The sequence below is a fragment of the Bacillus sp. OK048 genome (genome assembly GCF_900103525.1).
GTDB lineage: Bacteria > Bacillota > Bacilli > Bacillales > Cytobacillaceae > Neobacillus.
Genome location: NZ_FNHN01000001.1, coordinates 392431 through 417917 on the forward strand (window position 1 = coordinate 392431; position 25487 = coordinate 417917).

Consider the following 25487-nt stretch of genomic DNA (forward strand, 5'->3'; position numbering starts at 1 on the left):
ACGGCTTTCCCGTAAGCGTTAAACTTCACCCACGTAGTTACGATAAAGCATCTATGTAATAACCTATTTAGGTCATTGAACCTGAGGAGGTTTTTTAATGGGTAAAACTGAATTACAAATCTAATTGAAATAAGGTATATTTGGTCTTAAAATTCGAATAAATTCTATCATTATTAAAGATTAGTTTTTTATAAAAGTTAAAATATTGTCAATAAACGGCTCTGTTTTTTCAATTTGAGTCCAATGACCACATTCATTAAAGACATGTAATTCTGCATGCGGTAATAGTTGTATTAGGCGATAGCTTGTGTGTTCGATTGGAATGACCTGGTCATTTAAGCCATGGAAAATTAATGTTTTCGTCTCTATTTCTTTAATTTTCTCATCCTCCAATGCCATTTCATCTAATTTATTTTGGCGTGGAGCTGGGAACATTGCAGAGAAAGCTTCTTTTACATCCGGTCGAATACTCGCCTCATAGCGCATACGAACAAGCTCCTCATTGTTAGCTGCTTCTTGATTATAGGAGAATAATTTAATGAGTTCTCTCATTGAATCCAGACTTGGCTCATAGCCCCAGACGCGGTCTAAGCCTTCAGAAATAGGATGTTTTGTACCAACACTCCCCATCAAGATTAATTTTTTCACTAAATCTGGTCTGCGATATGCGATTTGAAGAGATAATGCACCACCAAATGAATTACCCACTAAATAAACCGGTTCATTCGAAACTTCTTCAATAAAGCTGATTAAATGTTCTACCCATAAGCCAATAGTATAATCATGATTAGATAATTTATCTGTTTCACCGAAGCCAATAATATCTGGTGCATAAACATGATACGATTCACTTAAACGTGGAATAACTAAACGCCAGTTTGCAAATGCTGATACCCCTGGACCTGAGCCATGAATTAAAATGATTTTTTCATTTCCTGTGCCCTCTTCATGATAATGTGTGTTTATTCCATTAATATTTATATAGTTTGAACTGATTTGCAAGTAAACCCCTCCCTATCCTATTTCAAAAGTTATTCATTATATTAATAGTAGTTAAAAAAATCACAACTCGACCAAATTGGCCGAGCTAGTGACTTCTTGTCTAATTAATTTTCAACAAGTTCTTCAGCTCTAACAGGTGTACCGTATTTGAAGAATTCTTGTGGTAAATTCGATCCATGCCAGATAATTGCCTTTTCTAAATCTTTACCTTTCCACTCAATTGTTCTCCAAGCAGGATCGAAAATTTGATAACCTGGATCACCGAACAATTCAACGCGATTTCCGCCTGGCTCGACAACATATAAGAAGGCAGCCTGTGTAACACCGTGTTTTCCTGGACCAGCTTCAATTTGGTAACCACTTTCAATTAGTAAATCTGCTACATCTGATAAATGTTGAGGAAAACCGTACCAGTAGCAAATATGATGCAGACGACCTTCTTCACCTAATGCATCTCCCATAATGGCAATGTCATGTACTAAGTTACTTACACTTAACCAAGCTGCAATATCAGAATTGTCATCAGCTAGAATGCGCTCGCGTACTTTAAAACCTAGTACCTCCTCAAAGAATTCAACATTTCTTTTCACTTCTTTTGCTAATACATTTACATGATCTAAACGCCGTACAGGTACTCCACGGTTTGGACGTCTTTGCGGACGATTTAGTAATGGAGTTTTTTGATCTTCAGGAGCCTCATAATACTCGACATCCCACAAAATTTCCATTTTGTGACCATCTGGTGATTTGAATTGGTAAGCACGTCCGTGCCCGATATCACCCTCAATCCATCCAATACCGTATCCTGATTTTTCAATTGCAGCTACACGACGTTCTAAGGCTTGAGGAGATGTAGCTCTCCAACCAATGTGACCCAAGCCGGCTTCATCATTTTCAGTGATGATCAACGTATTAAGATAGTGATCTTCATAAGCGCGCATATAAACGGATTTCCCTTGGCGATGCGTTACGTCCATTCCTAGGATGTTTTTAAAAAACGCTACAGATTCCTCTAATTTTGGGCTATAAATTTCAAAATGTGCGAGCTGAGCTACATCTAAAATAGGTTCTTTTGTCATTTTATTATTCCTCCAATTTTTTAATTACCAGGTTGGGTGACCTGTAAATCCAACAATAGTTCTTCCATAACCAGCCATTGCATCCTCGTATTGATGTGTTGGATGAGCAGCAACTGCAAGAATATCCCTAACGAATCTCTCACTACCATCGCTTTTGTATACTGAATTACCACCGAGTGTAATCAAAATACGGGTAGCCATTTCTGATGCTGTTTTAGCTGTATATCCACGAATCGCAAACAGCAATTCACGCTCTTCTTCCTCTAATACTCGAATACTGTTATCTTGATAATAATGTAATCGATCCGCATAATCTTTTGCTAAAGCCTTTAATGCTGTTAACTGAATGTTTAATTCAGCAAGCGTACGTTGAGCAGATCCTGCCTCTTTTTCGTTCGTATTGTTATTGAAGATCCGAATGCGATTTTCAGTTTTTTCTTTAAAGTTACGAATCAACCGTTCAATTGCTCCAATTAAAACGTGTTGGAAGCCAGCCAAGAAGAATGCAAGATAAGGAACATTGAAAATTTGATAGTCTTCTTCATAGTTTTCATCTGGCGAAGTAGCCCCATTCAATACCCTTGATAACGGGAAAACATGGTGTGGTGAGACATATACGTTATCTACTTTAACAGCGTTACTGCCTGTTCCGCGTAATCCGATCGTATCCCAGTTTTCAATAATTTCTGTATCCTTTTTATGAACGATAAATAGGCTAAACTCTGGTTCAGTACCGTCCTGCATTTTATGAACTGCGCCTAATGCAATCCAGTCACACCCAAATACTCCACTGCAGAAATTCCATTGACCTGATAAACGATATCCTTCTCCGTCATCAACCACTTTTCCAATTGGTGCGAAAACATCAGCCATTAAAGCACCGCTATTGAATAACTCGTCACGCCCTTGTTTAGGTAGAAATGCAGGCCATGTTTCATGGATAATAGCAAAGTATGTTAGCCATGCAGCCGAAACATTGTAGTTCGCTACCGTTCGGATAATATCACCAAATGTATAGTAGTCTAAATTTTGACCACCATATACTTTAGGCCTTAGTAACTTTTGAAAGCCTGCTTCTTTGATTTTTTCATATACCACATCTGGAAGTCTTCCATCCAGATCGGATTGTGCAGCATGCTTCTCTGCTAGCTCGCCAAGCTCCTTTGCTTTTTGAAGTAGTTCCTCTCGATTAATCGTTTTTTCAAGAACTGCTAAAGAATTAACTGCCATTTCCACTTCTCCTTTCGTTTTGCAAACGTTATCATTTCGAGTAGCGGTGACCTGATTAATTTTATTGTAATAGCCTAAGCTGATTAAAAATAGCTATACGAAATACGGAAAAACAGTTGTTTTTAGAATTTTTAGACTAATTGATTTTCCGGAATATTATAGAAAGCGCATTATTACTGCTATTATCTAGTATTTTCACTGTGAACATAGTAAAAAATATTTTTTTGAAAAAATTTAAAAATCCTTAGAAAATAGTCTTAAAAAAACTAGATTCTAAGGTCCTTCTCGCTGTTAATTGTTTTTGAAGTTTACTTAGAAGTCGAATTTCCCCTGTGCTTTTAAAATCTTTAATGCCATATAAATTGAAAAAATACGTTTTGTATCATTTAAGTCAATATTTAGAATCTCGCTAATTTTACTCATACGGTATCTTAGCCCACTAATAGACATTGAAAGAACTTTTGATGTGTTATTCAGATTAATTCCATTCTCGATATATGCATATAACGTCTTTGTTAAATCAAAATCCTTATCTACTTCTAGCAATCTGCCTAACTGTTGATTTACAAAACGATCAATTAATATTTCATCTTGAATTTGAAATAAAACACTTTCAATCTCCAAATCCTCATAGTAATAAATATGCTTTTTCGGATTTTTTGCCTTTAAAGCAGCTAATGATTCATTATAAATAATAGTTAGCTGGCTGATATTTTCAACTACCGAGCTGGCACCTATATAAAATGCATATTTTACAAAACGGCGTAAACAATGCTTTAATAATTGATTGATAAATGTTTGTCGTTCAGTACTTAACGATTTAAATGTTGAATATTCAATTAAAATAATAATTTTATCTAACCTTTGAGAAACAATGGCATTTATATTTCTTTCTTTTAAAAACAAATTAATATGTCTTATTAATTTTTCATTTACTTCTATTTCACGATTGATTTCGGATTGGTTGGTGGTTCTTTCTAAAGTAAGCATCCAATAAGATTCATCAGGAGGAAAAGTAAGATAATAAGCAATTTTATAAATTTCTTTTTGCTCTAATCGTCCTTCTAAAACATCATTTAAAAAACTGCGCTTTACATTTTGTTCGGTGTTAATCTTTATATTTTCATTTAGTAATATGACAGATACCGTTAAAGAGGCTTTATCGATAATCATGTACTCAAACTCAGTTGGCTTACAACTTTCTAAATAAAGAAACGAACAATACCCCTTTACTTCACTCTCATACAAAATAGGGGTTCTAAGCAAACCAATTTCAGGAGAAATACTGACAAATTCGGTATTCCTAGATTTTATTTTAGCTAAATCAAAGTTAATCGAGACATTCTTAGATTTTGCTATAATTTTGTTATATTCATTTTCTATAAATGTTGGAATTCCAGTTGTATCAAATAATAAGTCTACAATTCGTTGAACTCCTTGTTTGGATAGTAATTCCTGGGTTAGTTTACGTTGCACTTCATTTGCTAGTTTTAAATAATCACGTTCTATTTTAAGTTTTGCTGTTACCTCATCTAATTCTTGAATCATACTAGTTGATTGGTAATAGCTATGTTCATTTTCTAGTTCTTCGCCCCAGTTTTCAATAGGCATACAAATGGCCTTACATTCCTCATATCCCATCGCACGACACTCAATTTCTTTTACAATAATAGACTTTTGCAAAACAGTAGATAAATATCCACTTGCATATCCGCAAAGTGTATGACAGATAGGCTTATCACTAAGCACCCCGTCTTTTAAAAATTCGTGAGCCTCAAATGAATTTATCCACGTTACATCAATGTATTTTAATTGATTTTTTTCGTCAAACTGCATATCTGTTATTTTTACATCATCTAAATAACCATGTAGCATGTGAAATTTTGGTCCGTTTTCAATTAATTCCCGCTCATTTTTCCATTGAAACGACTTTACTTTTTTTGCATCACTTTCACCGCAATGCCAGCCATATCGAATAAAAACCCCTTTAGTACGATCTTCCCCTATAGTCGATACAAGTTCTTTTTTTAACGATGTTCTTGCTCCAATTGGAATTGTAATGATCCGATCATAAAATACTTTTAAAGCTTCCTCTTTAGGCAATCGGAAAACATCATTAATATTTGCTTGTCCTAAATCCGCCTGCATACTCATCCACCCACCCCTATAATGAGAATATTCTAATCTACGAGACACTTTATAGAATTAAAAGTATTAATCACAATAATTACCATTTTTACACTTAATATACAGAATACTATAACACCTTATGGAAAAGTGGTAAATAATAATGTAAGGGCTTTCAATTTTTCTGTATGGAACTACAGGATTCTTTTCTACCCGTAGTAATGAAACCAATTCATGCAAGGGTTGGGGGTTAAAAAATCATGATGGTTATTTTTTGCGATCTTTTATTGGTAATATCAACTTTAAATAAAAATGTTTATCTTTTGAATTAAAATAAACCGAAAAATTGGAAGTTTTAATTAAAACTTCTATTATTTTTCGGTCTTAATGTAGGTCATCGATATTGAGTTATAACAGACCCACCATTTGAAGACCATGAAGAATCCCATTAACACCATTGTTAGTTACAATGGGCAATACATCGTGTTAAGGTTAATGTCCAAGTTCCTTTAATTTTAAAATTGATTCTTTAGTTGAAAGAGGCAATTCTTTATCATGCCTTAGCAAAGTTCCATCTATATCAAAGAATATAATGCTATGCTTCTATGAGTCACTATTGCTCCAACTTTCAAAGTGTATTTTTAAAGAATAATACGCTTAAACTGTTCCTCTTTCAATTAGTTTTACCGATATTTCCTTACTTGCGATAACACTATTTACTGCTTGAAGGAATAGGCTTTTTCCCATCTCTTCAAGAGGGTGTCTATTGTAGTAATATTCATCATTTTAGCTATTGGTTGATTATCGAATCCAATGATGGCAAGTTCATCTGGAATAGATATATTCTGAGATTGACAAAAGGTAACGATTCCAGCTGCAACTTGATCGTTCGTCACCAACAATGCCGATGGTGGTGGATCCATTTCTTTTAATCGGTTAATGACTTTTTCACCGTCTTCGAAATAAATGCACTCATTGATAATGTAATTAGGCTGAAAAAACAAATTATATTTTTCAACAAAATCCCTATATGCCTTCTCTCGATAACCGCTATTTGTCCCAGTTTTTCTACTTATACAATACCCAATTTTCCTATGACCTTTATGATACAAATATTCTAATGCAGAAAAAAAGATTTTGTAGTGGTCAACATAAGTGGATGACAACTTTTCCCCTTTACTCATTTCACATAATACAATTTGTCCAAATTGTAGATGCTCTTCAATAACAGACAAATCACAGGATCTCGAACAAATAATTAGTGAATCAATCTGTTTTTGTTTCAGCATTTGTAAAGCTTCCCGTTCCCTGCTTTCCAGATAGTCAGTTTGAAATAAGACCAACTTATAGTTATTGTCCAATGCTTGCTTTGCTATTCCCTTTAATAACTGAGCAAAATATGGATGATCGGAGAATGGTAGAATCACTCCAATCAACTGTGTTTTTCCAGTACTTAAATGAACAGCATTTATGTTTTTTTGATAATTGGTCAATTGAATAGCCTTTAAAACAGCATTCTTTTTTTCTTCACTAACATATGGATGATTATTTAATACACGGGAAACAGTGGTTTTGGATACTCCAGCCATTTTGGCCAGGTCTTTAATATTTGCCATGTTCTCACCTATTTTCAAAATACGATAGTAATCATCATGAATTTTATATATTCACAAGTTGATTTACATGTCCACCCTTTAGTTTCACCTAATTATTTCGATAAGTTGTACGTTTTTTTATAGTTGAATCGCTGAAAAAATCATCAAAGGATTGGATTGGTTCCACTTTTATCTGTTGTTCTGAGGACTTTAAGCAAAAGAAAGCTGCGATATAGATTATTAAGCAAAGTAAAATTATTTCAAACATTCAATTGTCTCCTCGCTTTCTGTTATTTGCTTTGAGTGTAAATTATGAAACGCGTTCCATGTCAAATACTTAAATTAGCTGTAACTCAGTAAATCCTAAAGGTGATTATCAGATAAAAAGGCTTTTTGTAAAGATTAGTGCGATCTATTTTACCACTTTCATACTTTTACTAAACTGTACATTCAAGGTTCGAATCCTCTTCGAGACGTATTAAAAACCTTCCCAAATCAACACTAGCCCGGCAGAAGCTTCTGCCGGGCTCATTTCACTCACATGGATTAAAGTTACGTCATTCTGTTATTCCTGATTTGCTTTTTATATTCTTTTGGAGTCAGACCATATTTTGCTTTAAAGATTCGATAAAAATAACTGATATTATCATAGCCAACTTGCTCTATCATGGACAGTATCGGCATTTCGGTCCCTTCTAATAATTCTTTTGCCTTTATTAGCCGTCTTTCTTGCAATAATTCTTTAAAGGTATGGCTTGTTGCCTTTTTTATTGTTTTACTTAGCCCATAGTGGGACTGGTTCAACTGGTCTGCAAGTTCATACAAAGAGGCGTCTTTAAAATTTTCTTCAATATACTTAAGCGATTCCACGATCAAATAGTGCTGGAAGGATGCTTCTTCTTTTCGCTCCACCTTATCGGAATTCTTAATTAACTCGATCATAAACAATCCCATGTAAAGCTTAATGGCAGACTCGGAAAAAGTCGAAGGATTCATAATTTCATAAATCATTTTACCGACTAAATCCTGTATGGAGTCAATTTCAGCTACTTTATAATAAAGAAACTGTCCATTCTGGGTATTGTTATATAAACTATTAATCAAAAAATCACTTATAATATTCTCGGAACTTAAAAATGAAAAAATAAAATCAAAGAATTCTGGGCGAATGATAAAGTTAATTACAATATCTTCCGTGCTGCAAGCTTTGATTTCATGCTCAATGTGCTGATTTAAAAGGAGCAGTTCTCCCTTTTTCAGGATAAGCGATTTACCTCCTACAGTCTGTTCAAGTTCCCCATTATATACATAATTCACCTCTATGTAATCATGTTTGTGTAAAGGGAATTCAACAAATCGAGTATGCTTACGAACGGCTATCATCTTATCTTGACTTAAAAATTTTTCACTTTCGATGATAAAATTAGTCTTACTTGTATAAAGCTGTTTGCTAACAGTCGTTTGATGTTCAAGGATCATTTGTTCTTCTTCCGTTAAATGTAATAGCTCTTTTAGAATGTCGTTGGGCATTGGTTTCACCTAAATCCTACGTTTTATCCATATTAAAAACTATATCACATTTTAAAGTATAAAAAAGGCATGCTCCCATTTTGAGAACACACCTATCCACTATAATGTCCCATAATTTTTATACTGAAGTTACCCGTGTAGTATTCCTGAGCGAGGAACTACCTTGAAGGCATCTGCAAGATCTTGTAGCTGTTGGTCTGTAATGGTTTGCTGTTTACCACCTTGTGCACAAACAATTGTATATACTTGAGCTGCCTTCTCGGCTGTCTCAATTAAACCAAAGGTTTCATCCATGGTTGTTCCAGCACCAAAGATTCCGTGATGCGGCCAAAGTACGAGACGGACAGCCTCCATCTTTTCAGCTGTTGCTTCCCCAATTTCATTTGTACCTGGAACAATCCAAGGAATAACGCCAACACCTTCAGGGAAAACAACCAGACATTCTGTACACATTTCCCATAAGGTTTTTGTAAAATCTTCTTCTCTCAAACTATGTGTAAAGGTCATTGCGAGTAAATGGGTTGCATGACAATGCATAATAACACGATGGTTTTTATCTACTGATAGACGTTTCATATGATTCATAAGGTGTGTAGGCAACTCACTTGTTGCAACACCGCCATCTTCAAATCCCCAAAGAATTTCATAGCTCTTGCCATCCGCTGAAATACGAATGAGACCTAAGTTATTCGCAGGATCTTTTTTCACATTTTTAAAATATCTTCCAGAACCTGTTACAATGAAATATCGACCAGCTAGTACTGATGCATCAAAGTTCATCGGTACGATTCTTTTTATAACATCTACATTCAAATATGGAAGAACCTCATACTCATGTAATAAATAACTGATATTTCCACCGTTACGCTCATCCCATCCTAAACGGTATAAATTAGATGTAGTTTCTAACATTTCTTGTAAAAATGGTGCTGTATAGATAGCATCTTTGATCATTGTCATGCTCATCTTAATTCGCTCCTTAATTTTGAATAGAGTTGTTTTTTATGTTAAATAGTTTTTGTTTTATTCTTCACATTGTTATCATACTTATTATTCAAATACAAATCAACATAAATACAACACTTTACTTCCGTTTGCTTTTGTTTTGTTAACATTTTAGTCATAATTGTATCCATTTTCTTTTTGGATCCTTAGCGTGTTTTCACATATCAGTCTATGTTAAGTTAGATAAACAAAAAAACAGGCCAAAAAAAACGGCCTGAATAAGTAATTTTCCTTATATTTTGTTTGCTAGTACCACATTTATTTGTTTTTCTTCTAATTGTTTTATTATTTCTACATCTAAATTTGAATCCGTAATTATGCAGTCAGCCTTTGTAATAGGGAAAATTTGCGAAAATGCCCGTGTTCCAAATTTACTGGAATCTACCATCAATATAATTTCATCCGATATCTCCATCATTTGCTTTTTTAAAAGTGCTTGTGACTCATTTAAGTCACTAAGACCTTTTTCCAAGTGGACTCCTTTACAAGATAGAAAAGCTTTGTTGACATGATACATACTAAGAGATCGTTCTGCAAGCGGACCGACATATGATAGGGATTGCGGTAATAATGTTCCGCCTGTAGAAATCACTTTGATTTGTTCCTTTTTACTTAGCTCAATTGCCACTTTTATCGAATTTGTAAGAACTGTTAATGGCATATCTGGGAGTTCCTTAGCGACATACCATGCAGTTGTACTTGCATCTAGCACAATTTGATCACCTGGCTCGATGGAGCAAACCGCTACCGCTGCAATGGCTTTTTTTTCCGCTGCATTGGTTACTTCCCTCTCTAAATAAGAAGTCTCTCCTTTATCCTCTTCAATACTAACGGCCCCCCCATGACTGCGCATCAATAGATTCTCTTTTTCTAATTTCTCGAGATCCCGTCGAATCGTTTCCTCTGTAACCGAAAAAATCTTGCTAAGCTCAGTTACTCGTATACTTAACCGTTCATTGACTATTTCTACAATCTTTTTTTGTCTTTCTGCAACAAGCATTACTAATACCCCTTCCGAATCCACTACCACTAAATTTGTTTTTATGTTGATTTACCTTTATTTCCACATCTATATATTTGCTAATTATAACATATTTTTTGAAAAACAAACATTTATCCATAAAAAAGACTCAAGATGGAACAGTTATTCCATCTTTGAGTCTTTTCAAATTATCGTTTGGATAAAACCTCTGTTTCATAGGCTTTAACTTCTTCTAACCAAGATTCTCTTACTGGAACACCCATTTTTTCACAGTAGTAATCCCAAATAGCGCCAAATGGATAGGTTTTGAATTCTTCCATTAAAGCTAGTCTTTCAGTAAAGTTGCCCTCTTCTTGAAGTTGTCTTAGGTAATCATTGGGGACTAACATTGCATAAAGTAATGCCTTAATCATGTTGCGTGTACCAATGGTCCAAGCAGCAACACGGTTAATACTTGCGTCGAAGAAATCTAGTCCGATGATAACGCGGTCTAAGGCGTCGTTACGAACGATTTCTAGCGCAATCTCTCTTAATTCATCATCTAAGATAACCACGTGGTCACTGTCCCAGCGAACTGGTCTTGAAACGTGCAAGGCAATTTTTTCACTAAATAACAGCATGGAAGAGATTTTGTTTGAAACTGTTTCTGTAGGATGATAGTGTCCAGTATCTAATAGGCATAATTTATCATTTTTCATCGCATAGTTTAGATAAAACTCGTGCGAACCAACCACATACGATTCAGAACCAATACCGAATACTTTACTTTCAACAGCGTCAAGGTTATATTTTTCATCTGATTCAACTGCAAAAATTTTATCCAATGATTCTTTTAATCTTTTTCTTGGAGTTAGTCGGTCGCTTGGGCTATCTTTGTAGCCATCTGGAATCCAAATGTTCGTTAATGCTGGAGTTCCAAGCTCTCTTCCGAAATATTCACCAATTTTACGACTGCCGATACAGTGATTAATCCAGAATTCACGAATTTCTTCGTTTGGATGAGAAAGTGTTAAACCATCATCCGCTTTTGGATGTGAGAATAATGTTGGATTATAATCCAATCCAAGTCCATTTTCCTTTGCCCATTTTACCCAGTTTTCAAAATGCTTCGGTTCAAGCTGGTCACGTTCAACTACTTCACCATCCGTTTCAGCATAAATCGCATGTAAATTAACACGATGCTTTCCTGGAATTAACGATAAAGCCTTTTCTAAATCACTTCTTAATTCTTCAGCTGTTGTTGCTTTACCTGGATAATTTCCAGTTACATCAATACCACCAGATAATTCGTATTGGTTTACTTCGAATCCAGCAATATCATCGCCCTGCCAGCAATGAATAGAGATGGGTACTTTTTTCAACTTTTCTACGACTTCTTCAACGTCTATTCCCCATTTTGCATAAGCCTGTTTGGCAAATTGATAATTTTCTTTAATTGTCATATTTTTTTCTTCCTTCCTTTGTTTAACTGATTACATGCCGAGCTGGTAGATATTTTTTTACTTCAAATGACTCTTTAATAATCAATCGTGCTTCTTTAATATCATTGATTTCTCCCAGAGCCATTAATTGGGCTGCTATGTTACCAATCGCAGTCGCTTCAACGGGTCCAGCGAACACTTCTTTATTTGTGACATCGGCAATCAGCTGGTTCAGCATTTCATTTTGGCAGCCGCCGCCGATAACATTAATTTTTTCAAATTTCTTTTCAAAGATTTCTTCAATTTCTGTTACGGTTTCCTGGTAGCTAGCAGCTAAACTTTCATACACACATTTCGCCACTTCGCCAGGTGTGCTTGGAACCGGTTGGCTGGTTTCAATGCAAAAGTTCATTATCTCTTGAATCATGTTTTCAGGTTTTAAGAACCGATCATCATTGACATTTACTATCGCTTTGAAGTCATTTGCCTCTCTTGCAAGATCTACTAGTTTCCCAAAAGAATATTCATCATTGTAGTTTCGCTTTACTTCCTGGATCATCCAAAGCCCCATGATATTTTTAAGGAAGCGGTATTGATAATCAATGCCGCCTTCATTTGTGAAATTATAGTCTAATGCTTTCGTAACGCAGATTGGAAAATAATTCTCTGTTCCCATTAATGACCATGTACCAGAACTAATATATATGGATTCATTCTCTTCTGGTACAGCGATAACTGCCGAACCTGTATCGTGGGTTGCTGGAAGAATTACCTGTAAATCAAACCCAAGCTCTGAAGCTAGTTCTTCCCTTAAGTGCCCAAGAACCGTTTTAGGTGTTTTAATTTCCTCGAACATCTCTTTATTTATATCTAACTCATCTAGTAACTGTTGGTCCCATTTTTTCGTAAAAGCATTTACCAACTGTGTTGAGGTTGCGTTGGTATATTCATTTGCTTTCTTACCTGTGAGCAAGTAATTGAAATAATCGGGAATCATTAAAAACGATTTAGCTTTTTCTAAGATTTCTGGATTATTCTTTTTAATAGAATAGAGTTGATAGATCGTATTAAACTTTTGAAACTGAATTCCTGTTTCGAGATACAATCTCTCTTTGGAAAACAGCTTGAACACCTCTTCCATCAATCCATCGGTCCGCGGATCACGGTAAGAAACCGCTTCTGTTAACGGCTGATCATTTTCATCCAATAATAAAAAGTCAACGGCCCAAGTATCAATTCCAATGCTGTCAGGCTTTATGTCCATTTCCTTACACTTTTTCAGTCCATTTTTGATTTCTTGAAAAAGTTTATCGACTTCCCAGCAAAAGGAATCCCCTTTTTCAACGATTTTATTTTCAAAACGATGAATTTCAGCTAGTTTTAATAGACTATCTTCAATATATCCCAATATAAGTCTTCCACTTGATGCACCGATGTCGACGGCTATACTGTATTTTGGCATAAACATCACCTTTCTATTGGAAACGCTTACTAATATCTCTATCATACTAGAAAACTATGATTTTCCTATAACGTGATTCGACTAAATTATTGTCCTTATTTGCAAGCAAAAATTTTAAAAGGAGATAACCCCAAAATATTCAAGGTTATCTCCTATGCCAATTTTATCTTGTAAACGCGGCTGGGACACCGCCATCAACGGTTAACATACAACCTGTTGTTTTTTCAGATTTTGAAGAAGCAAAGAATGCAATCGATTCAGCAATATCAGATGGATAGATATTCACTAGCAGCGTCGTACGTTTACGGTAGTGTTCTTCTAATTGATCTGGGTAGATTCCGTACGCTGCCGCACGTTCTTCACGCCAGTTTGAACCCCAAATCGCAGAACCTTGAAGAACCGCATCTGGAAGAACAGAATTTACACGAATTCCGAATTCGCCACCTTCTGCTGCAATACATCTTGCTAAGTGTGTTTCAAGTGCTTTTACAGAACTGTAAGCGGCAGCATTTTTTCCAGCGTACAGAGAGTTTTTCGAGCCAATAAATACCATGTTACCGCCTATGCCTTGACCCTTCATTTGCTTGAATGCTTCACGGGCAACTAAGAAGTAACCTGTTCCTAAAACATTTATGTTTAAGTTCCACTCTTTAAGAGAAGTTTCGTCGAATGGACTAGATGTAGCAAGACCTGCATTGTTAACGATAATGTCTACACCACCAAAGGTGCGAGCTGTTTGGTCGAAAGCAGCTCCTACTTGCTCTTCGCTTGTAACATCCATCTTCACAGCAAGGGCACGGTTAGCACCGTATTGCTCGTTAATTTCTGCTGCTACTTTTTCTGCACCTTCAAGATTTAAATCTGCCAGCACAACATGGGCGCCTTCAGATACGAGACGACGAGCGGTTGCGCTACCGATACCGCCTGCACCACCAGTGATCAATGCTACTTTTCTAGAAAATTCTGCTTCAGCTGGAGCTAGAGTCAATTTGTATAATTCTAATGGCCAGTATTCCACGTTATAGGATTCGTTTTCACTTAAAGAGACAAAATTTCCTAGTGTAGTAGAACCTTTCATCACCGCTATCGCACGGTGATATAATGCTCCACTTACTCTTGAATTATTTACATCCTTACCTGTATTCACCATACCTAAACCAGGGATAAGGATTACACGTGGAGCGGGTTCAAACATTTTGTCGCCTACATGTTTGTTACGATCAAAGTATGCTTTGTATCCTTCCTTGAAGCTCGCAATACCTTCTTTCACACTAGCAATTAAAGCGTCAACATCTTTTGTTTGTGGATCCCAATTGATGTAAAGTGGAACCATTTTTGTATGAACTAAGTGGTCAGGACATGCTGCTCCAATTTGTGAAAGCTCAGGCGCTGCATAGCTATTAACAAATTGAAGTACATCTTCACCACGGTCGTACGTTAAAAGCATTTTCTTTTCTTCACTTACAGCACCGCGGATAATTGGCATTACTTTTGCTAGAATGCTAGTTGCATCTTCTTCAGAAAGAGATTGATATTTCTGTCCGCCAAAAGTAGATTCTTCGTTTACTTTATCATTGATATATTGTTCTGCTTCATTGATGATTTCGATTGTTTTTGCATAAGACTCTTCTGAGGTTTCCCCCCAAGTTACGAGTCCGTGTTTTTCCATTAATACTAATTCTGCATTTGGATTGTTTCTAACGCCTTCCGCGATCATTTTTGAAAGGGTGAAGCCAGGGCGTACATATGGTACCCAAACAAAACGATTTCCAAAAATCTCTTCAGCTAACCGCTTACCATTATCGGCACAGCAAAGGCTAATAATTGCATCTGGATGTGTGTGGTCAACATGCTTAAATGGTAAGAATGCATGCAATAACGTTTCAATAGAAGCTCTTGGATGCTTGCTGTCAATCATACAATGTGAAAGGTATGCAACCATATCCTCATCTGTCATTTCATCACGTTCAAATAATGGGAGAATATCCTCTAAATTTAGTCCTGTAAAGTTATGAGCCTTCATTGTCGCTAAATCAGATCCACTTCCCTTTACCCACATAACCTCAATATCACGTCCACGGAAATCTTTTTCCGTCGTTTTCATTGAAGTGTTGCCGCCACCCCAGTTACATACGGCACGATCGGTTCCAATCAAATTGGACCGATAGACTAATTCTTCTACCCCTTTTGATACCTGCGCAGCTTGTTCTTGATTCCAAAGATTCTTAACCATCCAAAATCCTCCATTTGTATGTTTATTAACTTCTGTATCTCATTATATTATAGTTCCGTTTGTTTTTGAATATTTATTTTTAATTTTGTTTATATTTTGTTTATATTTGTTTTTTACAAAAAGAAAAATCCGCCTCAAATGAGACAGACTTCTTTTAAAGATCGCTGAATATTAAATTTAGTAAGAAATCTAGGTTAAGTGTCCCACAGGATGTTTCGATTGTCGGTAATGATGATTCCTTTTTAGCAGAAGCTACCGATGTTAAACTAACTACCATTACACACCCATAAGCATTATCATTATTTTACTGTTTCAATTGATTCAATTCGTTGATACATTCCTGAACTAGAGTAACTCCCTGGCTCATGGATGCACCGCCACCAAATGCAGCAGTTACAGCAACCGCTTCTAGAATTTCTTGTTCTGAACATCCTTGGTCGAGACACCCTTTTGTATGATAGATAATACAATATTCATCCTGCGCATGGATGCTAATTCCTAATGCAATTAACTGTTTTTGTTTTTGAGATAAAGATCCTTCATTAAAACACTCTTCCGTAAAAGCATTAAACTTAGTTGCAAAGTCAGGCATCTTCTGCGTAAACAAACCAAGACCTTGTTTATATTTGATAAGTGCAGATTGAGTAGAATTCCCAGTGTTCATTATCACCGTCTCCATTTCATCATTTAATTGGACCAAAATTATTATGAGCAAATTCAATACTTTTTATCAAAAATCATAAGTTTTTACTGGTCCACACGTTTTACCATAGTGATAAATAAAGACAATGCCCTTCTCAACCGAGAAGGGCTAAAATTTACCATGAAACGACAATCCAATCATCCTGCTTAAATATGGTAAAATCATCATCAAATTCCTCTGGGCCAACTAAATGAACACTTTCACCGGTCTGATTTACATGTTTAATTCCCTTAATAATATCTGCCGCATACTCGCCCTTATCTGACATTAAATCGCCTAGAATATTTATATAATCCGATTTCGCATTCGCAACTCCTGTACTCATTCCTACGAGTACCTCTCCATCCTTCACAACGGCAAAAACATCCGAATAAGGAATCGCATATAGCTTTGCCCCATATCTTTCGGCAACCGTTATCCAGTCAATAAATTTTTCTTCATGCATTAAATTAATATATTTAGTATCTTCAATAAGTATAAAATCCTCGGATTGATCCTCTTCTAAAATTACATCTTCTTGGTACGAAGGGACCTGTGGTGCAGACGTTGCTTCCAAGTGATTTTCTATTTTAGGTGAGGTCGTGACAGGAATATTTTGCGTTACTTCACTTTTTCTATTATCACTGTTTATCTGGTCTGAGACTTTCATCCATTCATTAGTGGAAATAATTTGAGTTGGTGAAGAAGTATTTTCAACAATAGTCTCTTTTTTAGCATTACTATTTGCCTCTGTTACCATGTCTTCAGAGGAACATCCAGCCATAATCATTAAAGAAATCAGCAATAGTAAGAAATATTTCATCACGTTCAATGTTCTCTCCCCCAAAATTCTCTATACTTATTAGACGTTTATCGGACGAAAACGTTTCATTTTTATAAAAATTAGAATTATTATATTTTATTTATTATGAGAAGTTATGGGAAAAAGGAATCCCGAAGGATTCCTTTTTGCTGCTTTATTTTCCGATAAACATTTGTGTCCAGTGGTTGCCAGACTTTTCGTACCCTACTCCGATATGGGTGTAGTTGGCACTTAAAATGTTTTTCCTATGCCCCTCACTGTTCATCCATTCATTTACGACTTCCTGTGGTGTTCGTTGTCCCTGGGCGATATTCTCCCCTGCAGACTTATACGTCACTCCAAAGTCCCTCATCATGTCAAATGGTGAACCATAGGTTGGGCTTGTGTGTGAAAAATAATTGTTTTGTTGCATGTCCACTGATTTCTTTTGTGCAACTCCACTCAATTGTGCATCTGCTTTTAGAGCTGCTAATCCATTTTTACTGCGCTGTGCATTGGTTAAATCAATCACCTGCTGTACATATTGATTAACATCACCAGTAGTTGGCGCAGGTGCAGCTGGTTTCGGTGCTGGTTTTGGTGCTGGTGTTGCTGGCGCTGGTGCTGCTGGTGTCGGAGCCGTCGGTGCTGGTGCTGGCACTGTTGGTACTGGCTCTGTTGGTACTGGCTCTGTTGGTGCCGGTGCTGCTGGTGCTGGTACAATTGGTACTTGTTGTTGCCTTGGAGTTTGTCCTTGTTGGTTTCCTCCAAATTGATACCATTGGACTGATCCGAATGGGATATAACGATACTTAGCATGTTGAGTCAAGATCGCTTTTGTATGAGGGTAGTTGTTACTATCCACATTTGTGCGATCCGCAGAAATATTCAATGCGTCATTGGTATTCACATTACGATTATTATTGTAATTTACATTACGATCATAATTGTAACTCACATTTCGATCATTAAAGATATGTCTGTCTGTGTTCAGACGGTTATTTACATTTCTTTGCATGTAGTAGCGATTGGTAGTTCGGTCATTATTTACATTGGTAACATTGTTTCTGTTATTTCGATCCCAATCAGAATCATTATTATCGTTATTGGTGTAATCTTCGGTGAGAAGACCATTATGATCAATCCCATTATCTTTGCCATTACGAACTTTTAAAGTTGTGTTGTTACGGTCTCCCATACCAGTACGGACTTCATCGGCAGCATTATTACTATTGTTATTACAAGCAGCTAGGCCAATTGTCAATATCCCTGATAGCAGTAAACCTAATGGCTTTTTTATCAAATTGATTACCCCCTTGCAAAATTTAATGTTTTTTGCCTCCTTATTTTTTGTGATTTTCTAAAATCTATTAATGGAAAATAATCGCATATTAGGACAAATTTTTATTACTATATACGGATAATTAGTGAATGTAAACAAAAACTAAAGTAACATCCAGAAATCTCTTCAAAAAAAATAAACAGGGGACAATTTTTTGTCCCCTGTACATCCTTATACTAATACTTTTTTTAATTTTTCAATAAGCCCTGGGAGTACACTCTTATAATCGGCTACGACACCAATATTCGCTCTTTTATAGATCGGTGCTTCGGGATCCAAATTAATGGCAACAACGGTTTTTGCATTGGTTATACCTGCTACGTGCTGACTGGCCCCAGAGATTCCAACTGCAATATAAAGGTCTGGTGCTACAACCGCTCCAGTCTGCCCGACCTGGAGATTGGACGGCACCCAGCCTGCATCGCATGCTGCCCGTGACGCTCCTACCGTCCCACCTAGTATACCAGCGAGTGCTTGCAGGTATTTGAAGCCTTCAGCACCGCCAATTCCACGACCACCAGCTATGATGATCGAAGCATCCTCAAGTCGAACATCTGATAGAGCTGACTGTATTTTCACGACTAACTTTGTGACAATCATATCTTCAGATGGAAAAAAGTCCACTGGGATTATTTCACCGGTGCATGTCTCGTCTACCTGTGCTAACTCTTGACTCTTTTTCCGTACACCCACGACTACTTTAGGACGGGTTGTTGTATATTCTCCAAATGCTTTGTCTCCATATATGGGGCGAATCCACTTCAGTTTTTCCTGATTGTGATTGAAGTCGACTACTTCAGTGATCGCTGATGCACCAATTCTCACAGCCAAGCGTCCTGCAATCTCCTTACCGATACGATTAAAAGATAGGACAAGAATGTCAGCACCAGACTGTTGAAAAACTGTGTATATACTATTTGTATATAAATCAACATCGTATTCAGCAAGTAATGGATTTGTAACGGTGTAGGCGATACTCGCTCCACAGGCAATCGCTTCTTTCGCCCCAGCCGTGGTAATAGCACCAAGTAAGACTGCTCGCACTTCCCCACCAGCAGAACTGGCCAAGCGGTTCCCGAACGATAGTGCTTCTCGGGCACTTGAGCTTATGCCTTCACCCTCCTGATGTGCAAATACAAGAACTTTAGTCATGGTTACTCACCTCCTATAAAATCTTCAGTTCCAAAAGTTTATCAGCTAGTTCATTCCCGAGCTCTACTCCATCGTTTCCAGGTAATATTTTGCAGGTGACATCCCTGTTTACTATGTATGCCCGCTCCAGTTTAACACCTGGTTGGGAGCGTTCAGCATCTAGCTTTAGATCTTCAGGTTCTATCAGTCTTATCGGCTTGCTTCTAGAGAGCCTGATATCCTTGACTTTTGGAAGGCGCGGGACATTTGTTTCAGAGCTAATAATAGTGAAAATAGCAGGCGTTGGCACGCTCACTACTGAATATCCACCATCTGCCTCAATGGTAGCCTTCACAGAATCATTTTCCACTTCCAAGTCAGAAACTAATGTTATACAAGCTATTCCCAGTTCCTCTGCCAATACGGGTCCAACCAGACACTCCTCGATATCACTTGCCTGGTAGCCAGTCAGTACCAGTTGTGCTCCACCTAATTCAGTAATAGTTTGAGCAAGGATATGACCAACAGCTTGACCATCTAAATCCTCCCATTCTGAATCCCAGACCCTGACAGCAGTATTGGCTGTGAAAGCGAGCGCCCTACGAAGTATCTCTTCCGAATCCTCGTCACCCAAACAGATGGCTGTAACCGTTGCACCCGGTATCTTATCGCGAAGTTGAATAGCCAATTCAAGTGCGTTTTCAGCAAACGAGTCCAGAACCATGTCAGCGTCCCCAGTTTCTGGACGATTGGTTGCAGAATCGATTTGAAAATAACGTGGTGTGATTTCAGGATCAAGAACTTGTTTAAGGCAAACGACAATTTGCATTTTCTCTTTTCACCTCTCATATTTATTTTGAATCAAACGTTTATCCCTTTGACTGACAGACCATTATCATTTCTTGGATTTGGTGAAGCTTCAAGCCCATACATTTCACGCAGTCTCTCCACTGCCTCAACAGGTGGTTTAGCATTGAAATATCCACGGCGGGTCATATACACTCCCGATACTCTGCGCAAGTCAGCTAATGACTCGCACATTTTAATTCCCGCTCCAAAAGAATCGACAATTGGTACGTCACCAATCCTTGAAATACCGTTCGCAGCTAAAAAGACATTCATCGGTCCCTCTCCTGGAACAATTACATCGGCGCCTTGAGAAATGGCTGATTCCGCTGCCTTAATAAAGGAATCAATTACTGGTTCAGGATCATTAAACCCTGCAAGGATCGCATCAAAGCCAACATCGGTTTGAACTATTGGTCCTAGCTTGCCACCAAGACCGTATCTCGCCGCATTCTGACGAAGTTCATCAGCGAGCGGTGCCAGAAAATTCACCACACCAATACAGTCACCAAGCATAGAAGCCATATGGAAGGAGGCTTGACCATATCCCACGACTGGAATATCTACTAAGGTTCGAGCTTCTAAAAGTCCTACATCTGGGATGGTCGCAATAAACATCGCATCATACCCTGCCTTTTCCGCCATTAGAGCAGCCCTTATAAACTGTTCTCTGTGGAGATTTTGCAAATATGCGTGGGTAATAAAAATCCCCGGATAATGTGTGGGGTATGTCTCCGCAGTCATACCGTGTAACACGACCTCAACATCCGGACGGGCAATCCGGCTTACATGATTGATAATTGCATCTCGGTATTGTGGAACCCGATCTATCGTCGTAAGACTCTGGTGCCAGATTTTCATAAATGAACCTCCTTTTTAGATCATTCTTGTTTTATCTGCGATAATCTAAATATATCTGCGTTAATCCAAATAGATCTGCGATAATCGAAATATATCTGCGTTCCGCGTATTCTATTAATCATTTAACTGGTAAATTAGCCAATGCCTCTTGAACCGCAATTCGGCCGAATACAGCAGCCTTCCCTAATGAGCTGCCTGTCATGTAACCAGCCCCGTGAAATCCTCCTGTTACCTCCCCAGCAGCAAATAATCCTTGAATTGCCTCCCCAAAAGGATTGATTACCTGTGCAGAATCATTCACTGCTATACCTGCATAGGTTGCCAGCATAGCAACCGTTGATTCAAATGCATAAAAAGGTGCCTTTTCAATTGGAGTCGGGTTTCCATAATTATGTGTTAACGACTTTCGTCCAAAATCTGGTTCCTCTCCACTCTTAACACCTTGATTATATTTAGAAATGGTCTCTTCCAGCACTTCAACCGGCACATCAATGCAGTCAGCAAGTTCATCTAAGGTTTCTGCTTTATACAGAAGGCGGCGACGTTCTAACAATTCCAAATCGTAGAGAGGGTCATCAGAGACACTCTTATCCATTACGGTTTGATCCCAAATCTGGTACGTAATCCCGTCTGGCTGCTCGAATGCTGCTTTTCCTAATAACTTATAGGAAATCGACTCATTTACAAAACGCTTACCTAGTTGATTGACCATGATCGCACCCTTATAAAAAGCTAAACCCTGAGACTTCACCGCCCCTGCTGCTGTTGGATGAAAGCCATAGGTTCCATTCAAATATGGAAGGTCTTGAACCCAGGCCCCATGCTCCCATGCCATTTTGATACCATCACCCTGATTACCCGCGCCACCAATTCTTAAAGCGCATTTTAATTGTGGTGCAAATTGTCCGAGTAGCTCTTCACTTTTTGAAAAACCGCCAGAGGTAATAATAATACCTTTTGTGGCAAGAGCCTTTTGTTTTTTACCTTCATGCTCATAAATAACCTGTTCTATCCTGCCATCCGTATTCTTCAGGAGCCTTTTAACCTCCGCATTTAAAACAATCGTTACGTTAGCTAGTTTTTTCACCCTAAGGTTTAATGTCTGAATGGCTTGGTGTGGATCAATAATATGACCGCGTGGTACACTATGTCCGCTAACAGCTTCCAGCGAACGAAACTCAACTCCATGATCTACCAGCCATTGGTAAGTCTCCAACTGTCTTTCTCCATAGACTTCAACAAGTTTCAGATTGTTTACCCCGCCGCCAACCTCTATCATGTCATCAATCAGCGACTCAGTAGAGTCGATTATCCCAGTATTCTTTTGCATATCAGTGTTAGCGAATGCCATATATCCCGAGCTAAGGACAGTACTACCGCCAAGTTCATCATTTTTTTCAAGGAGCAGGACGCTCGCGCCCTGCTCACCAGCTTCGACAGCGGCACACATTCCCGCAAGTCCACCGCCTATTATAATTAATTCATAGCTATCCACGTGTCATCACTCCTCGGATTCAAAGGCTTTTAACACTTCTAATCCAGCTTGACATACCTGCATATCGTGAGAATAATGTCCGCCGCTCACTCCGATTCCACCTATAAGCTCGTTATTGATTTTTATTGGGTATCCGCCGCCAAAAATAACGAGTCTTGGAGTGTGGACAATCCCATGAAGCAATGGTGGATCATCCTTCAATCTGTCGTACCACTCATGTGTAGCACGGTTATAGGCAGCGGCAGAAAATGCTTTATTTTGAGCGATTTCTAGACTTAATATTGGTGCTCCGTCCATCGCATAAAAAGCTTTTAAATTACCAGGTTTATCGACGATTGCAATACTGAATGGCATTCCGAGTTCTTGCCCCTTTGCTAATGCCGCTTCTAACATTTTATTTGCTAAAGCTAGACTGATATTTTTTGATTCAATTGCTGTTGTAAAGTTTTCCATTTTTCTCCCCTTTTCTATCAACATTTTAGTTTATAAATTTACTGGTCTTCCATTCCCAAATGCCTCGATTACTGTTGCCGATACGGCTTTCATTTTTGGCAGGCATAAATCAACAATTACATTTGCCATGTCAATTGGATGCAGCCAATTATCTTTGTTCGCATCCGGAGCAATATCTGCCATCATCTTTGTGTCAACTGGCCCTGGGCAGACAGCATTTACCCGAACATTAAATGGTTTTAACTCTTCACCTAATGCTTTGGTAAATCCAATAACGGCCCATTTAGAGGTAATATAGGCACTCCTATCCGGGCCGCCTTTTGTTCCCCAAATGGATGATACATTGATAATGACACCATTTCTTTTCTCTTTCATTTGCGGAACTACTGCTTTCGTACATAAAAATACACCGCGGGTATTGACATCTTGGACAAAGTCCCACTCGTCAACCGTCGTTTCATCGAATGGCTTTAGGAGCATGACACCGGCGTTATTGATTAAAATATCAATACTTCCGAGTTTTTCCACTGTTTCCTGAATAGCTTTGTTCACATCATACTCAGAGCGTACATCACCAGCTACAGCGATGGCTTCGCCTCCTAGCTCTTCCGTAATATAAGCAGCCACTTCCGTAGTTTCTGATAAACTTCGAGAAAAAACAGCTACTTTTGCCCCCTGCTTTGCTAAAAGCAGGCAGGTTTCCCGGCCAATCCCTCTGCCGCCGCCAGTTACAAATGCGACTTTTTGTTCTAAATTCAAGTTTGGTCACCCCTTTAAATTCTTAGATTAAACCTCAAGTTTCTTATCACTGCTTACATAAGAAGCTGCATGCTCTCCTGCACGGCGCCCAAACACAAGCCCACGAAGTACGGATGTACCGCCAGGATATTTCCCATAGTAAAGGCCGGCTGTTTCACCTGCTACATACAAACCAGGAATGACATCATCATCCTGTGATAAGACCCGGCCATGGGTGTCGGATGCTAAGCCACCATTGGTAAAAACATTGGAGCAAACAATTGGGTAAGCAATAAACGGCGCTTTATCAATCGTAATCGCCCAGTTTGATTTAGCTGGTGTAATCCCAACAGCCTGTTTTCCATCTTTCTTATCCCAGTGGAATTCCCCTGGCTGGACTGCAGCATTAAACGCTTCTACCGTTGCAGTCAACTGATCTGCAGGCACACCAATCTTCTCGGCAAGTTCTTCAAGTGTATCTGCGACAATAGCTGGTTTATCCGTTTCTAATGCCCGCTCATAATTGGGAATATCATACATCTTTTGATCACTAATCATATAAGCGATATGTCCATGCAAATCGTAGAAAATTTTACGTGCCACCTCTTCATACTGCTCATCAATCGTGGTTATTCCTTCATCGACAAAACGCTTGCCATTCTTATCAATTAATATCGCGTATGGATAGGTCATTACGGCTGCTTCTTCCCGCTTACTTCTTGGATCAACAGGTTCTGCATGGAAGGCATCAAATTGTCCAGCACCCTTCGCCCCAATGGCCATCGCCATCCGAATTGCTTCACCTTTGTTAAATAAACCGCCCTCAGCCACTGTAGGAATCTTATGAGCATTTCGACCAATATACTGGGCCATCATTTCTTGATTTCCCTGGAATCCACCAGCTGCAAGTACCACTGCTCCCACTTTAAGCTCAAGGGAATTCCCACCCTTTACCCGGATCATGAGTCCATTCACTGAACCCTCATCATCAAGCAGTAATTTCCATGCAGTTGCTTCGTAAATGATCTCGACACCTAGTCCGCCAGCCCGGCGAGAAAGCGTATCTATAATGGCTCGTCCTCCGCCAACTGGAAGCAAACGAGGCTTCGAAGCAGTAAGAAACATGGTCGGAAGGTAGTCGAACTCAACTCCTTTTTCTTCTACCCACCGAAGTGTGCTGCCCGCATTTTGTGCGAGAGTTTCTATGTACTCCCGGTCCGAATAATTATCCGAAAAGGCTAACATGTCTTCGACAAAATTGTCGGCAATTTCATCGAGATTTTTCATGCGCATATAAGAGGCAGTCCACCTAGAATTTCCACCCCTATGATCAAAATCCGCACGTTCTAATATGGCAATTTTTAAGTTTTTCCCTGTCTTTTTCGCGCTTTCTGCAGCTGATAAAGCTGCAGCAGTTCCGGTAACTCCACATCCGATTACGACGATGTCATAGTCTAATTCTTTCTCCACT

Annotated in this window: 21 protein-coding genes and 2 pseudogenes; 1 reads left to right on the forward strand and 22 read right to left on the reverse strand. The window is 38.1% G+C overall.

The genetic code is table 11. The features are described from left to right. Nucleotides 1-180: 180 nt before the first annotated feature. From BLR86_RS01900 to BLR86_RS01955, 12 genes and pseudogenes are all read right to left on the reverse strand, one after another. Nucleotides 181-1002 carry an alpha/beta fold hydrolase gene (locus BLR86_RS01900; protein ID WP_090757945.1) on the reverse strand — a complete coding sequence of 274 codons (822 nt, stop codon included), beginning with the start codon at nucleotides 1000-1002 and terminating at the stop codon, nucleotides 181-183. Nucleotides 1003-1106: 104 nt separating this feature from the next. Next, complete coding sequence (locus tag BLR86_RS01905) at nucleotides 1107-2081, reverse strand: catechol 2,3-dioxygenase (protein ID WP_090757946.1); 975 nt, start codon at nucleotides 2079-2081, stop codon at nucleotides 1107-1109. A gap of 24 nt (nucleotides 2082-2105) precedes the next feature. After that, a complete protein-coding gene (locus BLR86_RS01910; protein WP_090757947.1) occupies nucleotides 2106-3311 on the reverse strand; it encodes an acyl-CoA dehydrogenase family protein in 1206 nt (401 codons plus the stop codon). A gap of 312 nt (nucleotides 3312-3623) precedes the next feature. Beyond that, nucleotides 3624-5465 carry a XylR N-terminal domain-containing protein gene (locus BLR86_RS01915; protein ID WP_090757948.1) on the reverse strand — a complete coding sequence of 614 codons (1842 nt, stop codon included), beginning with the start codon at nucleotides 5463-5465 and terminating at the stop codon, nucleotides 3624-3626. 465 nt (nucleotides 5466-5930) lie between these two features. Continuing rightward, entirely contained in the window at nucleotides 5931-6032 is a 102-nt protein-coding gene (locus tag BLR86_RS26740) for an HAD family hydrolase (protein ID WP_090758241.1), read from the reverse strand. Between the two features lie 63 nt (nucleotides 6033-6095). Then, a pseudogene (locus tag BLR86_RS01925) lies at nucleotides 6096-7054 on the reverse strand (LacI family DNA-binding transcriptional regulator). Between the two features lie 531 nt (nucleotides 7055-7585). Then, the gene (locus tag BLR86_RS01930; protein ID WP_090757949.1) at nucleotides 7586-8563 is read right to left on the reverse strand and encodes an AraC family transcriptional regulator; all 978 of its coding nucleotides are present in this window, start codon (nucleotides 8561-8563) and stop codon (nucleotides 7586-7588) included. A 129-nt stretch (nucleotides 8564-8692) separates the two neighbouring features. Then, complete coding sequence (rhaD, locus tag BLR86_RS01935) at nucleotides 8693-9523, reverse strand: rhamnulose-1-phosphate aldolase (RefSeq protein WP_254782218.1); 831 nt, start codon at nucleotides 9521-9523, stop codon at nucleotides 8693-8695. A gap of 277 nt (nucleotides 9524-9800) precedes the next feature. Then, a complete protein-coding gene (locus BLR86_RS01940) occupies nucleotides 9801-10568 on the reverse strand; it encodes a DeoR/GlpR family DNA-binding transcription regulator (RefSeq protein ID WP_090757950.1) in 768 nt (255 codons plus the stop codon). Nucleotides 10569-10738: 170 nt separating this feature from the next. Further along, nucleotides 10739-11992, reverse strand: coding sequence for an L-rhamnose isomerase (rhaA, locus tag BLR86_RS01945; protein ID WP_090757951.1), 1254 nt, complete (start codon nucleotides 11990-11992; stop codon nucleotides 10739-10741). Between the two features lie 22 nt (nucleotides 11993-12014). Next, nucleotides 12015-13433, reverse strand: a complete 1419-nt coding sequence (rhaB, locus tag BLR86_RS01950; protein ID WP_090757952.1) for a rhamnulokinase — start codon at nucleotides 13431-13433, stop codon at nucleotides 12015-12017. 163 nt (nucleotides 13434-13596) lie between these two features. After that, nucleotides 13597-15666: a bifunctional aldolase/short-chain dehydrogenase gene (locus BLR86_RS01955; RefSeq protein WP_090757953.1), complete on the reverse strand. Its 2070-nt coding sequence runs from the start codon at nucleotides 15664-15666 to the stop codon at nucleotides 13597-13599. 158 nt (nucleotides 15667-15824) lie between these two features. Between BLR86_RS01955 and BLR86_RS25585 the strand changes: the two are divergent. Continuing rightward, nucleotides 15825-15953, forward strand: a pseudogene (locus BLR86_RS25585) (substrate-binding domain-containing protein); the annotation flags it as partial. 17 nt (nucleotides 15954-15970) lie between these two features. Here BLR86_RS25585 and BLR86_RS01960 read toward each other — a convergent pair. The 10 genes from BLR86_RS01960 to BLR86_RS02005 form a co-directional block, all read right to left on the reverse strand. After that, complete coding sequence (locus BLR86_RS01960; RefSeq protein WP_090757954.1) at nucleotides 15971-16330, reverse strand: carboxymuconolactone decarboxylase family protein; 360 nt, start codon at nucleotides 16328-16330, stop codon at nucleotides 15971-15973. A gap of 154 nt (nucleotides 16331-16484) precedes the next feature. After that, the gene (locus BLR86_RS01965) at nucleotides 16485-17180 is read right to left on the reverse strand and encodes a hypothetical protein (protein WP_090757955.1); all 696 of its coding nucleotides are present in this window, start codon (nucleotides 17178-17180) and stop codon (nucleotides 16485-16487) included. 145 nt (nucleotides 17181-17325) lie between these two features. Then, nucleotides 17326-18453 (reverse strand): CAP domain-containing protein, encoded by a 1128-nt coding sequence (locus tag BLR86_RS26930; protein ID WP_368086742.1) that lies wholly within the window; start codon nucleotides 18451-18453, stop codon nucleotides 17326-17328. 210 nt (nucleotides 18454-18663) lie between these two features. Beyond that, nucleotides 18664-19644: an electron transfer flavoprotein subunit alpha/FixB family protein gene (locus BLR86_RS01975; protein WP_090757956.1), complete on the reverse strand. Its 981-nt coding sequence runs from the start codon at nucleotides 19642-19644 to the stop codon at nucleotides 18664-18666. 13 nt (nucleotides 19645-19657) lie between these two features. Further along, a complete protein-coding gene (locus BLR86_RS01980) occupies nucleotides 19658-20452 on the reverse strand; it encodes an electron transfer flavoprotein subunit beta/FixA family protein (protein WP_090757957.1) in 795 nt (264 codons plus the stop codon). 32 nt (nucleotides 20453-20484) lie between these two features. After that, nucleotides 20485-21330 (reverse strand): aspartate/glutamate racemase family protein, encoded by an 846-nt coding sequence (locus tag BLR86_RS01985; protein ID WP_090757958.1) that lies wholly within the window; start codon nucleotides 21328-21330, stop codon nucleotides 20485-20487. Between the two features lie 118 nt (nucleotides 21331-21448). Continuing rightward, a complete protein-coding gene (locus tag BLR86_RS01990; protein ID WP_090757959.1) occupies nucleotides 21449-22825 on the reverse strand; it encodes an FAD-dependent oxidoreductase in 1377 nt (458 codons plus the stop codon). Nucleotides 22826-22831: 6 nt separating this feature from the next. Next, complete coding sequence (locus BLR86_RS01995) at nucleotides 22832-23278, reverse strand: GlcG/HbpS family heme-binding protein (protein ID WP_090757960.1); 447 nt, start codon at nucleotides 23276-23278, stop codon at nucleotides 22832-22834. A 30-nt stretch (nucleotides 23279-23308) separates the two neighbouring features. After that, nucleotides 23309-24037, reverse strand: a complete 729-nt coding sequence (locus tag BLR86_RS02000) for an SDR family NAD(P)-dependent oxidoreductase (RefSeq protein ID WP_090757961.1) — start codon at nucleotides 24035-24037, stop codon at nucleotides 23309-23311. Nucleotides 24038-24064: 27 nt separating this feature from the next. Then, on the reverse strand, nucleotides 24065-25486 hold the full coding sequence (locus BLR86_RS02005; protein WP_090757962.1) for an FAD-binding protein: 1422 nt from the start codon (nucleotides 25484-25486) through the stop codon (nucleotides 24065-24067). Between the last annotated feature and the right edge of the window lies 1 nt (nucleotide 25487).

What these genes read in the sequence shown, in the direction of transcription:
- BLR86_RS01905 (WP_090757946.1), bottom strand. Translation starts at nt 2,081, where the DNA reads ATGACAAAAGAACCTATTTTAGATGTAGCTCAGCTCGCACATTTTGAA.
- BLR86_RS01910 (WP_090757947.1), bottom strand. Translation starts at nt 3,311, where the DNA reads ATGGCAGTTAATTCTTTAGCAGTTCTTGAAAAAACGATTAATCGAGAG.
- BLR86_RS01915 (WP_090757948.1), bottom strand. Translation starts at nt 5,465, where the DNA reads ATGAGTATGCAGGCGGATTTAGGACAAGCAAATATTAATGATGTTTTC.
- BLR86_RS01930 (WP_090757949.1), bottom strand. Translation starts at nt 8,563, where the DNA reads ATGCCCAACGACATTCTAAAAGAGCTATTACATTTAACGGAAGAAGAA.
- rhaD (WP_254782218.1), bottom strand. Translation starts at nt 9,523, where the DNA reads ATGACAATGATCAAAGATGCTATCTATACAGCACCATTTTTACAAGAA.
- BLR86_RS01940 (WP_090757950.1), bottom strand. Translation starts at nt 10,568, where the DNA reads ATGCTTGTTGCAGAAAGACAAAAAAAGATTGTAGAAATAGTCAATGAA.
- rhaA (WP_090757951.1), bottom strand. Translation starts at nt 11,992, where the DNA reads ATGACAATTAAAGAAAATTATCAATTTGCCAAACAGGCTTATGCAAAA.
- rhaB (WP_090757952.1), bottom strand. Translation starts at nt 13,433, where the DNA reads ATGCCAAAATACAGTATAGCCGTCGACATCGGTGCATCAAGTGGAAGA.
- BLR86_RS01955 (WP_090757953.1), bottom strand. Translation starts at nt 15,666, where the DNA reads ATGGTTAAGAATCTTTGGAATCAAGAACAAGCTGCGCAGGTATCAAAA.
- BLR86_RS01960 (WP_090757954.1), bottom strand. Translation starts at nt 16,330, where the DNA reads ATGAACACTGGGAATTCTACTCAATCTGCACTTATCAAATATAAACAA.
- BLR86_RS01975 (WP_090757956.1), bottom strand. Translation starts at nt 19,644, where the DNA reads ATGACTAAAGTTCTTGTATTTGCACATCAGGAGGGTGAAGGCATAAGC.
- BLR86_RS01980 (WP_090757957.1), bottom strand. Translation starts at nt 20,452, where the DNA reads ATGCAAATTGTCGTTTGCCTTAAACAAGTTCTTGATCCTGAAATCACA.
- BLR86_RS01985 (WP_090757958.1), bottom strand. Translation starts at nt 21,330, where the DNA reads ATGAAAATCTGGCACCAGAGTCTTACGACGATAGATCGGGTTCCACAA.
- BLR86_RS01995 (WP_090757960.1), bottom strand. Translation starts at nt 23,278, where the DNA reads ATGGAAAACTTTACAACAGCAATTGAATCAAAAAATATCAGTCTAGCT.